The 14996-nt window shown below is 46.6% G+C and carries 10 protein-coding genes and 3 rRNA genes; 9 read left to right on the forward strand and 4 right to left on the reverse strand.

Annotated elements, in window-relative coordinates; translation table 11 throughout:
• Nucleotides 1-30 precede the first annotated feature (30 nt).
• From recQ to DESYODRAFT_RS27785, 5 genes are all read left to right on the forward strand, one after another.
• Nucleotides 31-2223, forward strand: a complete 2193-nt coding sequence (gene recQ, locus DESYODRAFT_RS03940; RefSeq protein ID WP_007779689.1) for a DNA helicase RecQ — start codon at nt 31-33, stop codon at nt 2221-2223.
• Between the two features lie 538 nt (nt 2224-2761).
• Nucleotides 2762-4329 (forward strand): 16S ribosomal RNA (locus DESYODRAFT_RS03945).
• A gap of 365 nt (nt 4330-4694) precedes the next feature.
• Nucleotides 4695-7603 (forward strand): 23S ribosomal RNA (locus DESYODRAFT_RS03950).
• A gap of 175 nt (nt 7604-7778) precedes the next feature.
• Nucleotides 7779-7894: ribosomal RNA gene (gene rrf, locus DESYODRAFT_RS03955) — 5S ribosomal RNA — on the forward strand.
• The 16S, 23S and 5S rRNA genes sit together here, the layout of an rRNA operon.
• Before the next feature lie 724 nt (nt 7895-8618).
• Nucleotides 8619-9029: a hypothetical protein gene (locus tag DESYODRAFT_RS27785; RefSeq protein WP_085938770.1), complete on the forward strand. Its 411-nt coding sequence runs from the start codon at nt 8619-8621 to the stop codon at nt 9027-9029.
• On the opposite strand, the gene DESYODRAFT_RS03965 is transcribed toward DESYODRAFT_RS27785, so the two are convergent.
• Entirely contained in the window at nt 8978-9502 is a 525-nt protein-coding gene (locus DESYODRAFT_RS03965) for a gamma carbonic anhydrase family protein (protein WP_007779691.1), read from the reverse strand. The genes DESYODRAFT_RS27785 and DESYODRAFT_RS03965 overlap by 52 nt on opposite strands.
• A 432-nt stretch (nt 9503-9934) precedes the next feature.
• On the opposite strand from DESYODRAFT_RS03965, the gene DESYODRAFT_RS03970 reads away from it, so the two are divergent.
• Nucleotides 9935-10798 (forward strand): methyl-accepting chemotaxis protein, encoded by an 864-nt coding sequence (locus DESYODRAFT_RS03970; RefSeq protein WP_007779693.1) that lies wholly within the window; start codon nt 9935-9937, stop codon nt 10796-10798.
• Between the two features lie 81 nt (nt 10799-10879).
• Nucleotides 10880-12142: a nickel-dependent lactate racemase gene (larA, locus tag DESYODRAFT_RS03975; RefSeq protein ID WP_007779695.1), complete on the forward strand. Its 1263-nt coding sequence runs from the start codon at nt 10880-10882 to the stop codon at nt 12140-12142.
• Nucleotides 12143-12220: 78 nt separating this feature from the next.
• Here larA and DESYODRAFT_RS03980 read toward each other — a convergent pair whose 3' ends face one another.
• Complete coding sequence (locus tag DESYODRAFT_RS03980; RefSeq protein ID WP_007779696.1) at nt 12221-12442, reverse strand: alpha/beta-type small acid-soluble spore protein; 222 nt, start codon at nt 12440-12442, stop codon at nt 12221-12223.
• Between the two features lie 394 nt (nt 12443-12836).
• On the opposite strand from DESYODRAFT_RS03980, the gene hypA reads away from it, so the two are divergent.
• Complete coding sequence (gene hypA, locus DESYODRAFT_RS03985) at nt 12837-13178, forward strand: hydrogenase maturation nickel metallochaperone HypA (protein ID WP_007779698.1); 342 nt, start codon at nt 12837-12839, stop codon at nt 13176-13178.
• Between the two features lie 2 nt (nt 13179-13180).
• The gene (gene hypB / locus DESYODRAFT_RS03990) at nt 13181-13861 is read left to right on the forward strand and encodes a hydrogenase nickel incorporation protein HypB (protein WP_007779700.1); all 681 of its coding nucleotides are present in this window, start codon (nt 13181-13183) and stop codon (nt 13859-13861) included.
• A gap of 53 nt (nt 13862-13914) precedes the next feature.
• Here hypB and DESYODRAFT_RS03995 read toward each other — a convergent pair whose 3' ends face one another.
• A complete protein-coding gene (locus DESYODRAFT_RS03995) occupies nt 13915-14403 on the reverse strand; it encodes a HyaD/HybD family hydrogenase maturation endopeptidase (protein ID WP_007779702.1) in 489 nt (162 codons plus the stop codon).
• The gene (gene cybH, locus DESYODRAFT_RS04000; RefSeq protein WP_007779705.1) at nt 14403-14996 is read right to left on the reverse strand and encodes a Ni/Fe-hydrogenase, b-type cytochrome subunit; all 594 of its coding nucleotides are present in this window, start codon (nt 14994-14996) and stop codon (nt 14403-14405) included. The genes DESYODRAFT_RS03995 and cybH overlap by 1 nt, the downstream gene beginning before the upstream one ends.

Raw genomic sequence — 14996 nt, forward strand, 5'->3', positions numbered from 1 at the left:
GTACATTACTTTAAGGAGATGTTTGTTATTATGATCGAAAAGGCCTTGGAGGTATTGCAGAGGTATTTCGGGTATACTCAATTTCGAGATGGCCAGCAAAAAGTGATTTTAAGCTTACTCCAAGGCTCGGATACTTTGGCAATTATGCCGACAGGTGCAGGGAAATCACTGGCTTATCAAATCCCGGCGCTTTTGTCCGAGGGGACAACTCTCGTCATTTCCCCTTTGATTTCCTTAATGAAAGATCAAGTGGATGCTCTGGAGCAATATGGGGTCCCGGCAACCTTTATTAATAGTTCACTGACCTTCAATGAAGTCAGGTCGCGGATTGGGCGCGCTGCAGCCGGAAAGTATAAGCTTTTGTATGTTGCACCTGAACGCTTGGAAGCGGACAGTTTTCGCGGCCTTTTGGAGACACTGAACGTCTCCTTTTTGGCGATCGATGAAGCTCATTGTGTTTCTCAGTGGGGGCATGATTTTCGACCGAGTTACCTTCACCTGGGGCCCTTCCTGAAATCCCTTCCCCGGAAACCCCTGATCGGAGCATTCACGGCAACAGCAACTGAAGAGGTCCAATCCGATATCATCCGGCTGTTGGAGTTGAAGAAACCAAAGGTGTTTGTGACGGGTTTTGATCGTCCGAATCTTACGTTTTCTACGCTTCGTGGAGAAAACAAGAAGGATTTTGTTCTTGAATATACCAAAGCACATGCAGATCAGCCGGGGATTATTTATGCCGGAACCCGTAAAGAAGTGGACAATCTCCAGAACTTTTTAACGAAAAGCGGCTTAAAGGCTGGAAAATATCACGCCGGTATGAGTGATGAAGACCGCAAAAGAAGTCAGGATGATTTTCTCTTTGATGAAATCACGGTTATGGTGGCTACCAATGCCTTTGGCATGGGTATCGATAAATCCAACGTACGCTATGTGATTCATTATAATATGCCGAAAAATATGGAAGCCTACTACCAGGAGGCGGGGCGTGCCGGTCGTGACGGAGAACCGGGGGAGTGTCTTTTGTTGTTTTCTCCCCAGGATGTTGTGTTGCAGAGATACCTGATTGAACAGACCGTTTTTCAGCCGGAACGGAAAATGAATGAGCTAAAGAAACTTCAAGGGATGGTTGATTATTGTCATACCCCAAGGTGCTTGCGCAAGACGATTTTAGAGTATTTTGGGGAAGAAGATGTAGTGGAGGAATGCGGTAACTGCAGCAGCTGCAACGATGAGCGCGAAACTGTCGATATTACGGTAGAAGCTCAAAAGATATTTTCTTGTATTTATCGGATGCGGGAACGTTTTGGCATAGCCTTGGTAGCAGAGGTATTAAAGGGATCGCGCAAAGCTAAGATCAGAGAGCTTCGCTTTGATGAACTTTCAACTCATGGAATTATGCAGGAGGTTGCGCTGCAGGAAATCAAAGATCTTATTAACTATTTGGTGGCTGAGGGCTATTTGCAATTGACGAATGGAGAATACCCGGTGGTAAAACTCCTGCCCAATGCAGTTTCTGTACTGAAAGGAAAAGCGAAGGTTACTCGAAAAGTATCACCTAAGCCTGCTCGGGAAAAGTCGGAAGAGGTTAGTTTATTTGATCAACTGCGTGCCTTGCGCAGAGAAATAGCCCTGCGCGAAAATCTTCCGCCCTACATGATTTTTGCCGATAGCACTTTACGAGAGATGGCTCAAGTCTGTCCGATTAATCACCGGGCAATGATTCGGATCAGCGGGGTTGGAGAGCGGAAGTTAGAAAAATACGGAGATGAATTTTTGGAAGCGATCAGAAAGTTTGCATTTCCCGGCTCGGAAAATCTTCCTGTAAAAAGTAATCAACCCCTAGAGACAAGCGCTCATGAGCTGGAAAGTAAAGCTTGCCGGGAAACCATTAGTTCTGAGATTTCATCTTCTGAGAAAGTTTCCAGTCATCTGCAAACGTTTATGATGTACCGAGAAGGGTATTCTCTGGAGGATATTGCGAAAATGAGGAAAGTTACCCCTATTACGGTACAGAATCATTTTGTACGCTGTAGTATGGACGGACATGCAGTTCCATGGGATGATTTTATTCCCAGCGAGCAAGAGGCGCATATTTTAGAAGCGATTCAGCAAGTGGGAGGAGAAAAATTACGACCTATTAAAGATCTTCTGCCGGATGAGGTGGAGTGGTTTACCATCAGAGCTGTTTTGGAAAAGCACAAGATAATCGGAAATCAAGCTTAGGGTAATACTTAGTTGTGGCTAAGAATTTAATAAGGCAATGTTGCCGTATGAAGATATTATCGAATCCTTCCTTTACACAATTGTGCGGGAAGGATTTGCAATACTTCCTAGCGCCATTGAAATAAAAGCAATTAACGTAAATTAGCGTCGATAAATATTGACCTTAATATATAAATGTGATACTATAACCGACGTCACTCTTAGGGGCAAAATCTTCGAGAAAAATCTCGAAAGAAAGAAAATAAGTGTTGACAGTAAAGTCCTGAAATGGTATTATAACTGAGTGCCGCGAGATACATGCCGATTAAAAAACTAATAGATATTATCTTGAGTTTTTGGATCGAATCAAATCGAAATTAGCTATTGACAATGTAAGTTGTAAATGCTAACGTATGATTCTGTCTCTTGGGGACATAAGCATGGTCTTTGAAAACTAAACAACAAGGACAGCCAATGAGAGGAATTCTATAGAATTCCGCAAGAGTTTCGAAAGAAACATGAGTCAATCATCTTCTTCAAGTGAGAAGTGAAATAACTTTTTTTGGAGAGTTTGATCCTGGCTCAGGACGAACGCTGGCGGCGTGCCTAACACATGCAAGTCGAACGGAGACTTTCGAAGAGTTTACTTAGAGAAAGTCTTAGTGGCGGACGGGTGAGTAACGCGTGGGTAACCTACCCATAAAGCCGGGACAACCCTTGGAAACGAGGGCTAATACCGGATAATCTTAAGATGTGGCATCACGACTTAAGGAAAGATGGCCTCTGTATATGCTATCGATTATGGATGGACCCGCGTCTGATTAGCTGGTTGGTGGGGTAAAGGCCTACCAAGGCGACGATCAGTAGCCGGCCTGAGAGGGTGAACGGCCACACTGGGACTGAGACACGGCCCAGACTCCTACGGGAGGCAGCAGTGGGGAATCTTCCGCAATGGACGAAAGTCTGACGGAGCAACGCCGCGTGTATGATGAAGGTCTTCGGATTGTAAAGTACTGTCTTTGGGGAAGAACGGTGAGGTTGAAAATATTGATTTCACATGACGGTACCCAAGGAGGAAGCCCCGGCTAACTACGTGCCAGCAGCCGCGGTAATACGTAGGGGGCAAGCGTTGTCCGGAATTATTGGGCGTAAAGGGCGCGTAGGCGGATTTTTAAGTCTGGTGTGAAAGATCAGGGCTCAACCCTGAGAGTGCATCGGAAACTGGAGATCTTGAGGACAGGAGAGGAAAGTGGAATTCCACGTGTAGCGGTGAAATGCGTAGATATGTGGAGGAACACCAGTGGCGAAGGCGACTTTCTGGACTGTAACTGACGCTGAGGCGCGAAAGCGTGGGGAGCAAACAGGATTAGATACCCTGGTAGTCCACGCCGTAAACGATGAGTGCTAGGTGTAGAGGGTATCGACCCCTTCTGTGCCGCAGTTAACACAATAAGCACTCCGCCTGGGGAGTACGGCCGCAAGGTTGAAACTCAAAGGAATTGACGGGGGCCCGCACAAGCGGTGGAGCATGTGGTTTAATTCGACGCAACGCGAAGAACCTTACCAAGGCTTGACATCCTCTGAACCCTGTGGAAACATGGGGGTGCCCTTCGGGGAGCAGAGAGACAGGTGGTGCATGGTTGTCGTCAGCTCGTGTCGTGAGATGTTGGGTTAAGTCCCGCAACGAGCGCAACCCCTGTATTTAGTTGCTAACGAGTAAGGTCGAGCACTCTAGATAGACTGCCGGTGATAAACCGGAGGAAGGTGGGGATGACGTCAAATCATCATGCCCCTTATGTCTTGGGCTACACACGTGCTACAATGGCCGGTACAGACGGAAGCGAAGCCGCGAGGTGAAGCCAATCCGAGAAAGCCGGTCTCAGTTCGGATTGCAGGCTGCAACTCGCCTGCATGAAGTCGGAATCGCTAGTAATCGCAGGTCAGCATACTGCGGTGAATACGTTCCCGGGCCTTGTACACACCGCCCGTCACACCACGAAAGTCTGCAACACCCGAAGCCGGTGAGGTAACCCGAAAGGGAGCTAGCCGTCGAAGGTGGGGCCGATGATTGGGGTGAAGTCGTAACAAGGTAGCCGTATCGGAAGGTGCGGCTGGATCACCTCCTTTCTAAGGAGAACGGTTTAGAGCTAAGGCTTTAAACGAACATCCTATTGGTCGGTTCTTTCGGAGAGCAAGGTTGAGAAACTGAGTTTGACGAGAGATCAATACGAGTCGCAAGACTCAAGCCGAGGGATCGGCAACTCATTGGAGAGAGCTGTTGTTTAGTTTTGAGAGACCAGGAAGATCAAAGGAATTTGATCCATCATGGAACCTCACTCACAAAGGATTGAGGGAAAAGCAGACATGCTTGACTAACAGTCCTATATTTTTATACTGTTCTTTGAAAACTGCATAGAGAAGAAAACTAGTAAAGTCGAAAGAATTCACATCAAAACGCAAGTTTTGAGTAAACCTAGATGTAGCGATCAATAGGTCAAGCTACTAAGGGCGTACGGTGGATGCCTAGGCGCTAAGAGTCGAAGAAGGGCGCGGTTAACAGCGAAATGCCACGGGGAATCGTAAGCAGGTCTTGATCCGTGGATACCCGAATGGGGCAACCCAACCGGAGTCATGTCCGGTTATCTTTAGCTGAATCCATAGGTTAAAGAAGACAACCCGGGGAACTGAAACATCTAAGTACCCGGAGGAAAAGAAAGAATCATCGATTCCCTGAGTAGCGGCGAGCGAAACGGGAAGAGCCCAAACCGAATCCTTCGGGATTCGGGGTTGTAGGACCCTCTTTTAAGTGAAGATCTCTAGCTGAAGAAGACTGGAAAGTCTCGGCAAAGAAGGTAACACCCCTGTAAGCGAAAGAGAACTAAACTGTGAGGGAATCCTGAGTACCGCGGGACACGTGAAACCCCGTGGGAAGCAGGGAGGACCACCTCCCAAGGCTAAATACTACTTAGCGACCGATAGCGAACCAGTACCGTGAGGGAAAGGTGAAAAGCACCTCGGAAGAGGAGTGAAAAAGAACCTGAAACCGTACGCTTACAAGCAGTCACAGCACGTTAGTGTAGTGGCGTGCCTTTTGTAGAATGAACCGGCGAGTTACGGTATGCAGCGAGGTTAAGGCGGGAAGCCGGAGCCGAAGCGAAAGCGAGTCTGAAGAGGGCGAAAGTTGCATGCTGTAGACCCGAAACCGTGTGATCTACCCATGGCCAGGGTGAAGGTGGGGTAAAACCCACTGGAGGCCCGAACTCACTGTCGTTGAAAAGGCAGGGGATGAGCTGTGGGTAGGGGTGAAATGCCAATCGAACACGGAGATAGCTGGTTCTCCCCGAAATAGCTTTAGGGCTAGCCTCAATTGATGAGCGATGGCGGTAGAGCACTGAATAGGCTAGGGGCCTTACCAGGTTACCGAACCTTATCAAACTCCGAATGCCATTGGATTTAGATTGGGAGTCAGACTGTGGGGGATAAGCTTCATAGTCGAAAGGGAAACAGCCCAGACCATCAGCTAAGGTCCCCAAGTATACACTAAGTGGGAAAGGATGTGGAATTGCACAGACAACCAGGATGTTGGCTCAGAAGCAGCCACCATTTAAAGAGTGCGTAATAGCTCACTGGTCGAGTGGTTCTGCGCCGAAAATGTAACGGGGCTCAAGTGTATCACCGAAGCTATGGCTTGCGCTTCATGCGCAGGGGTAGGGGAGCGTTCTATCAGCAGAGAAGTCAAACTGTAAGGTTTGGTGGAGTGGATAGAAGTGAGAATGCCGGTATGAGTATGCGAAAAGGAAGGTGAGAATCCTTCCCGCCGAAAATCTAAGGTTTCCTGGGGAAGGCTCGTCCGCCCAGGGTAAGTCGGGACCTAAGCCGAGGCCGAAAGGCGTAGGTGATGGACAACTGGCTGAAATTCCAGTACCACCTGGAAATGGTTGAGCAATGGGGTGACACAGAAGGATAGGTTAAGCGTGCCGTTGGTCGAGCACGCCCAAGCGAGTAGGAGGTAGGGTAGGCAAATCCGCCCTGCGAGACTCTGAGACGTGATGGGGAGCGAACATAAGTAGCGAAGTAACCGACTCCAGGCTGTCAAGAAAAACCTCTAGTGAGTGACCAGGTGCCCGTACCGTAAACCGACACAGGTAGATGGGGTGAGAATCCTAAGGCGCGCGAGAAAACCCTCGTTAAGGAACTCGGCAAAATAGCCCCGTAACTTCGGGAGAAGGGGCGCTCACTGAAGAGTGAGCCGCAGAGAAATGGTCCAGGCGACTGTTTAACAAAAACACAGGTCCCTGCAAATCCGAAAGGAGAAGTATAGGGGCTGACACCTGCCCGGTGCTGGAAGGTTAAGAGGAGAGGTTAGGGGCAACCCGAAGCTTTGAATTGAAGCCCCAGTAAACGGCGGCCGTAACTATAACGGTCCTAAGGTAGCGAAATTCCTTGTCAGGTAAGTTCTGACCCGCACGAAAGGTGTAACGATCTGGACACTGTCTCAACGAGGGACTCGGCGAAATTGTAATACCCGTGAAGATGCGGGTTACCTGCGACAGGACAGAAAGACCCCATGGAGCTTTACTGCAGCTTGACATTGGATTTTGGTATAAAATGTACAGGATAGGTGGGAGACGGAGAAGCTAGGGCGCCAGCCTTGGTGGAGTCAACGGTGGGATACCACTCTTTTTGTACTGAAGTTCTAACCTAGGCCCCTGAAGCGGGGTTGGGGACAGTATCAGGTGGGCAGTTTGACTGGGGCGGTCGCCTCCTAAAGAGTAACGGAGGCGCCCAAAGGTTCCCTCAGCGCGGTTGGAAATCGCGCGAAGAGTGTAAAGGCAAAAGGGAGCTTGACTGCGAGACCAACAAGTCGGGCAGGTACGAAAGTAGGGCTTAGTGATCCGGTGGTACCGAGTGGAAGGGCCATCGCTCAACGGATAAAAGCTACCCTGGGGATAACAGGCTTATCTCCCCCAAGAGTCCATATCGACGGGGAGGTTTGGCACCTCGATGTCGGCTCATCGCATCCTGGGGCTGTAGTAGGTCCCAAGGGTTGGGCTGTTCGCCCATTAAAGCGGTACGTGAGCTGGGTTCAGAACGTCGTGAGACAGTTCGGTCCCTATCCGTCGCAGGCGCAGGAAATTTGAGAGGATCTGTCCCTAGTACGAGAGGACCGGGATGGACGAATCCCTGGTGTACCAGTTGTCTCGCCAGAGGCACAGCTGGGTAGCTATATTCGGAGCGGATAAGCGCTGAAAGCATCTAAGCGCGAAACCGGCCTCAAGATGAGATTTCCCACAGCAAAAGCTGGTAAGACCCCTGAAGGAAGATCAGGTAGATAGGCCAGGTGTGGAAGCACGGTGACGTGTGGAGCTGACTGGTACTAATCGGTCGAGGGCTTGACCTAAAGTCACAGAGGTCGGAAGCCGGAAGCCAGAGGTCAGAAATGACGATGGCAACGATGGAGGACTCTGAGATTGCGAACAACTGGGTGAGTGGCTCAAATTCTAAGACGATACTAGAAAACGACTCTGTGCAGTTTTGAGAGAACAGCGTTCGAAAGAAAGCGACTATCTCAGAGATCTGGTGATTATGCCGGAGGGGTTCCACCCGTTCCCATACCGAACACGGAAGTTAAGACCTCCAGGGCCGATGATACTTGGAGCATAGCTCCTGGGAAAGCAGGTCATCGCCAGGTAAACAAGCGAAAGGCCATCTCTAACGAGATGGTCTTTCTGTGTATCAGCGTGTATCAGTGATAGTGATATTGCATAATGAAAGCACCGAGGTTCGGGGTTCCACCCGTTCGATCCACACTGCAGGAGAATGCGTTTGGGGATGCAGTGTGGCGAAAAGCTCATCCGCTTTTCGTATACCGAACACGGAAGTTAAGACCTCCAGGGCCAAGGATACTTGGAGCATAGCTCCTGGGAAAGCAGGTCATCGCCAGGTAACAAGCGAAAGGCCATCTCTAACGAGATGGTCTTTCTGTGTATCAGCGTGTATCAGTGATAGTGATATTGCATAATGAAAGCACCGAGGTCCGGGGTTCCACCCGTTCGATCCACACTGCAGGAGAATGCGTTTGGAGACGCAGTGTGGCGAAAAGCTCATCCGCTTTTCGTATACCGAACACGGAAGTTAAGAATCCACACTGCAGGAGCGTGCGTTATGAGTCGCAGTGTGGCGAAAGGCTCGTCCGCCTTTCGTTCCAGGGCCGATGATACTTGGAGCATAGCTCCTGGGAAAGCAAGTCATCGCCAGGTAACAAGCGAAAGGCCATCTCTAACGAGATGGTCTTTCTGTGTTTAATAATACTGTATGACCTTCCCGCCAAAGCAGCGCAAAGAGCAATCTGATGTCCCATATTACCGGTCACTACAACACATATTTTACTCTACTCCGAAAAAGACCCTAAAGACATGAAGAAGAATCCTCAGACCCGCAAGCAGGGCAGCTTCGTCCACAGAAGTGAACTCATCGCATGGAGAGGCGGTAAGGCCCACAAGCCGGTGCGGGGAAACGGAGCCACGGGTTCACATCAGGTATTACCCGGAGGTTTGGCGGAGTCCCGCGCCGGCGAGTGGGTGAGCCTCGGAGTGCTGAGTGAACGGATGTGGGTGAAACTGCCCGACCCGGGAGCACTCTCGTTGTCATTCTTTGATGGTGCCATTAGCGGCATGGGGTCCTTCTACATTCAATTACCAATCGTCTTCCCACAATATCTTTTAACCATTCCGATTCTTCACGCAGAGAGCTTAGATAAGAAACCAGCCCCAGGTTACTTAATCTCCTTTAACCCTTGTTCGCACCGAGGGGATAACCCAATATAACAGGCGGTTGCTTCTTCCAGTTTCTTCTTCAATTCCTCCGTTACATCCCCAATTATTTTGCAGGGCACTCCAACCACTAGTTTGTGAGGCGGAATTACTTTATTTTCTGTAATTACAGCCCCCGCCCCAATACAACAACCATCGCCGATTTCGCTTCGATCCATGATGATTGCTCCCATTCCTACATATACGTGTTCACCTAAAGTAGTTGAATGCAAAATGGCACCATGCCCGATGTGACTTCGTGGGCCAAGTTGTGCCGTTGCTCCAATGCCGATGTGAATGACGCAGTTCTCTTGAATATTCGATTCAGGACCAATAATAATATTCCCCCAGTCCCCCCTAATACGGGCGCCCGCACCCACATAACATCCCTCACCCAGGGTGACATTGCCAATAATCGTCGCCTCAGGGTGAATAAAACACCCCTTTCCAATGGTTGGTCTGTTTCCTTCAAATTCATATATTCCCAATGCAACTCCTCCTCAAATCAATCGTTCTGTGCTTGTCGTCATTCCCCTGTATAAGCGATAAATACTTTAGTTCATTACCGCCTGGGGATGGTTATACTCATACAGTATCACTAATCATTCACAATTTTCAATTAAATATAGAAAATTAGCCTTATGAGCAGTTAAAACCCTTAGCAAATAAGGTTTTAGCTGCTCATAAGGCTGGCAGACAGTAAAAAATCCACCTCATCCTTACGAATACGGATTATCGGGTTCGGGAGGAGCCATGTATTGATGAAGAGCAATCATATAAGTGAGTAATTTAACAAACTTTCCAACAAATTATGTGGTAATATTATTTAATAAGGAACAAAATACATAGACATAATTTGGTCGGACCATCAGGCAATGCTATATGATGGAGCAGTTGATTAGTTTAAAGGGGATGAATGTGTGGCCGTAAAGCTTAGTGAATTTGTCGCAAATAAAATTGTGGATTTTATTTATGAACAAAGTGGGTTTGCTGTTATAGTTTGTAATGAGCAAGGGATAATTATGGCAGATTCTGCTCAGACTAGAATAGGTCTACAGCATAAGGGAAGCCGACAAATAATGTCCACAAATATTGATTCCACAACCATCACGGCAGCGGAGGCTGAAGTCTCAGACGGGAAACTTAAAGAAGGTTATAATCAGGCAATTAAAGTCGATGGAATTAAAATTGGTACCTTTGGCATAGCCGGGCCCATAGATATCGTCAGCGCTGTTGCCAAGATTGCTGCAGGTATGGTCGTCATGTTGTTAAGAGACGAAGAATTGAAAGAAATTATTCGCGATCAAGTACAGGTCTTGAGCAGCGCAATAGAGCAGGCGGCAAGTGCGGTGCAGCAAACCGCTGCATCAGCCCAGGAAGTGGCCTCTATTAGTCAAACTATTGCCGCAGAAGCACAGGATGGGGAAAATCAGCTTCTATCAACCTCGGATATATTAGAGCTTATTCGCAGAGTTGCGAAACAGACGAATCTTCTAGGGTTAAATGCGGCAATTGAGGCTGCCCGGGCAGGAGAACATGGCCGCGGTTTTTCCGTTGTAGCGGGCGAAGTTCGTAAATTGGCAGATGAAAGTAACCGATCTGCTAATGAGATCAGTGCGCTCTTACTGGAGTTTCAATCCGTTATTCAAAAGATTACAGCAAGTTCGTTGCGCAACAGTACAATTACGCAGGAACAAGCACAGGCTAATCAGCAAATTGCTGCCTTAATTGAGGGTTTACAAGACGTTAGCAGCGGGTTAAAATCCATCGCTTTAAGTTTATAAGGCTTTCTTTTCACTAACTTTTCCTAAAGAATTGACTTCTTAGACCATTAACTTGGAATATCGGAATAAAGGAGACTACATATGAATGTTTTTTTAGCCTATGGCAAGAGCGGATTAAATTTAAAGGTCCCTGAAATTACGAGAGTTGTTGAACCCACTCACTTGAGCTTACCTGAGGACGATCATGCACTTGTCATTGACGCTCTGCGAAATCCTAAAGGAACAAAACCGCTTAGGGAAATGGTTAAACCAACTGACAAGGTAGTTATCGTAATCAGTGATATTACCAGGCCGACACCCAACCATAAATTAGTTCCATGGCTGCTTGAGGAACTTCCTCATGTGCCTATAGAAAATGTCACTATTCTGAACGGTTTAGGGACGCACCGTGATCAAACGAGGGAAGAGTTTATTGAAATGTTGGGAGAAAAGGTTGTAAATACTGTACGGATTGTGAATCACCATTGTCACGAAAAATCTGAACTCTCCCATGTCGGAACGAGCAGGTTCGGCTGTGAGGTATATTTAAATAAAGACTATGTTGAGGCAGATTTCAGAATCGTAACCGGGTTTATTGAGCCCCATTTCTTTGCGGGTTTTTCAGGCGGGCCTAAAGGAATTATGCCTGGTATAGCTGGCATTGAAACAATTCTGACCTTTCATAACGCTAAAATGATCGGACACCAGATGGCAACTTGGGGAAAAATAGACAATAATCCCCTTCAGGAAATGGCAAGAGAAGTCAATAGCTTCTGTAAACCGGATTTTCTCCTTAATGTTGCTCTTAATGGGGAGAAAAAGATTACCAATGTCTTTGCAGGTGAGCTGGCTGAGGCCCATGCTATCGGGTGTGAATATGTCAAGCAGCAGGCCATGGTCAAATGTGACAAACGCTATGACGTTGTAATTACCACCAATGCAGGTTATCCTCTTGATCAGAATCTGTATCAGGCTGTTAAAGGTATGGATGCCGCCCGGATGATTGTTAAACAAGGTGGAACGATTATCTGTGCTGCGGAATGCAGTGAAGGTATGCCCGAGCATGGAAATTTTGTTAAAATACTTCAAATGCGCAACTCACCTCAAGAACTGCTGGAAATGATCAATGAGCCCTCATTTCAAATGTTTGATCAGTGGGAGGCACAACGATTGGCGATGATTCAAGAGTGGGCAGATGTCTATTTGTATTCTTCCTTGCCTGAAGAATCAACCAAAATAGCGAATTTAACCCCAACGAGGGATATTGAACAGACATTAAAGGACTTAAAAGGTAAATACGGTGAGGAAATGAGTATTGCGGTGCTGCCCCTTGGCCCGCTTACGATTCCCTATGTGGAAGAGTAAGCTGCTGAGAAAGGGTTCAATGAAACAAGGGACTACGTTCTAAAACGTCGTCCCTTGCAGGTTTTTACTATCAAAAACCTAATCTATAATATCCGTACCTTGTTCCGCCATTTCTTTTTCAGCAAAGTTAATCATTTTCTTGACCATATTTCCGCCGATTTGGCCGACTTCCCGGGTTGTCATGTTTGCAAACCCTTTTTCCTGAATATCATCGTCTAAATCAAGTTCTTCTGCCACTTCCCACTTAAGTTCATCCAACTGTTTTTCGGATTCCGGAACTTCAGGTGTGTTTCGACTCATAATGACCATCCTCCTTTTCAGTTGTTCTGGCACATTATTATACTAACCATCAAAAAGGACTCTATACACATTTTTATTAGACAATTAATTCCATTCATAAACACTTAATCTGAAGATACATAAAGCTGGAGCGGTTATAATTGTTTAGTTTAAGTTTATAACTAAAAGCCGGAGGAATTGCATTTAAGTCTGATGATTCTGTATTTTAGCTCCTGTGGTAAAGGATATCGGCACCTTTTAGTCGAAGTATTTATAGGATGGCTCAGCATAGCTCACGGTGATTAGGCGGGGATTTAATGAGAATAGATGAGTGCAAGTTGATTAAGGATACCCAGCTATTGAGCGATAAACTTGGATAAGTACAAGAATACAGGGAAAGGACAGGAGAGATGTTGTGCACGAAATGTCGTTAATGGGAGGAGTCTTTGAGGTCATTGAACAGACAATCTCCCAGCATACTATAAAGAGAGTGCTCCAGGTAAAACTTAAGGTCGGAGAACTCACAAATGCAGAACCGGATGCCCTGCAAATGGCTTTCGAAGCTTATAGCAAGGATACTATTTGTGAAGGAGCGGAGTTGTCGGTTGAACGTGTGTCCGTTCGTGCCCGCTGCCGGGACTGCCGGCATGAGTTTACGGTGCGGGGGATGTTTTTTCTATGTCCAAACTGTCAGAATACGAGCGTCGAAATAATTCAAGGTGAGGAACTTTTACTTGAAAGCCTGGAGGTAGAATAATTATGGAATCCAGCCGTCGTGAAATTGAAGTAATGGCTAATTTACTTGGTTCAAATGACATGCAGGCCGACCTGAACCGTACACATTTTCGAAAGAATCATTGTTTAGCCATTAATGTGATTGGCTCGCCCGGAGCGGGAAAAACCTCACTTTTAGAAAAGACCTTGCCCCTTTTAAGCAAGAACCTCAAGGTTGGAGTTATTGAGGGAGACATCTTCACCAGTAAAGATGCCGATCGGATTGCCACACACGAAATACCTGTCATTCAGATTAATACCGGCGGTGGCTGTCACCTGGATAGTAAAATGGTCAGCAAGGTTCTGCCGGAGTTTGATTGGAAGGCTATGGATCTAATGATCATTGAAAATGTCGGAAACTTAGTGTGCCCGGCTGATTTTGATCTGGGGGAAGCGTTTAAGGTTATCGTTTTAAGTATTGTTGAAGGAGACGACAAGCCCTCAAAGTATCCTGTGATTTTCCGCAATGCCAAAGCGGTTGTTCTCAATAAAATGGATCTGGAAAAGTTGACCGACGTGAACATGGAGACCATGAAAAAGGACATTTTAACCATAAATCCGGAGATACGTATTTTTGAAGTATCTTGTCGTAAGGGGAATGGGCTCAACGAATGGATCACTTGGCTGAATCAAGAGGTTTTGGATTATAAGGACTATAACGGATAATGTTTAAAGGGCCATACACCTGCTTTAGTCAAGCGGTGTATGGCCCTTGGAGTTTAGGCTGAAGTAAATTTTCCTTCTCGCTGTATGGAGTCGATTTCCTTGCGAACTAACTCCGTGAGACGGGGGAATAGTACCGAGATTTCAGGGCTTATTTCCAGTCCCCAGTCTAAACATTTAGGCTGGATACCGAAAATTAAGGTTTGCGGAGCTTGCCCCAAGAGATTGGCCATGGACAGTACTTCTATAATGCCGATTTGATGAAAAGAAACTTCGTATTGTTCAGGGATTATTTGGAGATCTCCCGGCTGAAAGCGGAATAATGCCCCTGGCTCTGCGTGTCCGTTGAAGGCATCGACGATAATCAGAAAGTCGACATCTTGAATCAGATGAACAAGTTCCAGGCCCGCTGTACCTCCTTCAAGTATCTCAACATTGGCAGGGAATTCAAACTTCGCTAATTCATCCAAAAAGCGAACCCCTAAACCCTCATCTGATAAGAGGATGTTTCCGACTCCCATCACCATAATCTTAGGTGATTGCATTATGATACGCTTTTCTCCTTTCGTCCTTTGCCGAAGAACATGAATAAAAACTGCTCATAGGCGGTAGTGAATACAAGATAAACATGAACGGCAATGACAGCGATAAATAACCACATTAAGAGGTAATGAAATCCCCGTACAGCAGCTAAACTGCCAAAATAACTGGCGGCACCCGACAATTGTTCCGGTCTGTAGAGTATGAAGCCGGTCACAGCTTGAACTATGGTCATAATGGGTAAGGCTATATAGGCCAATTTTTGGAGCGGGTTATATTTCCCGGTTTTAGGATGTTTACCAATAAACAAATAGTATTTAATTTGCGGCCAAGTAGTTTTGACATCCTGCTTGTTAAAGAAGAAATCGCCATAATCTTTATGTTTTCCAAAAAAGGAGTAATAAAAACGGAGAACCCCATTAATGATTAAAAGATACATAAAGATGAAATGTAAATTCCGAACCAAGTTCATGGGCATCCCGGGATAAGGGGAATGAATAAGAAAGCCTGTGATCGTTAATACCAGGAAATTGATCAAATTGACCCAGTGGCTAACACGCTGAAACAATGGGTGGTCTAAGTCTAATTGGCTAGACAT

The organism is Desulfosporosinus youngiae DSM 17734, from assembly GCF_000244895.1.
Classification (GTDB): domain Bacteria; phylum Bacillota; class Desulfitobacteriia; order Desulfitobacteriales; family Desulfitobacteriaceae; genus Desulfosporosinus; species Desulfosporosinus youngiae.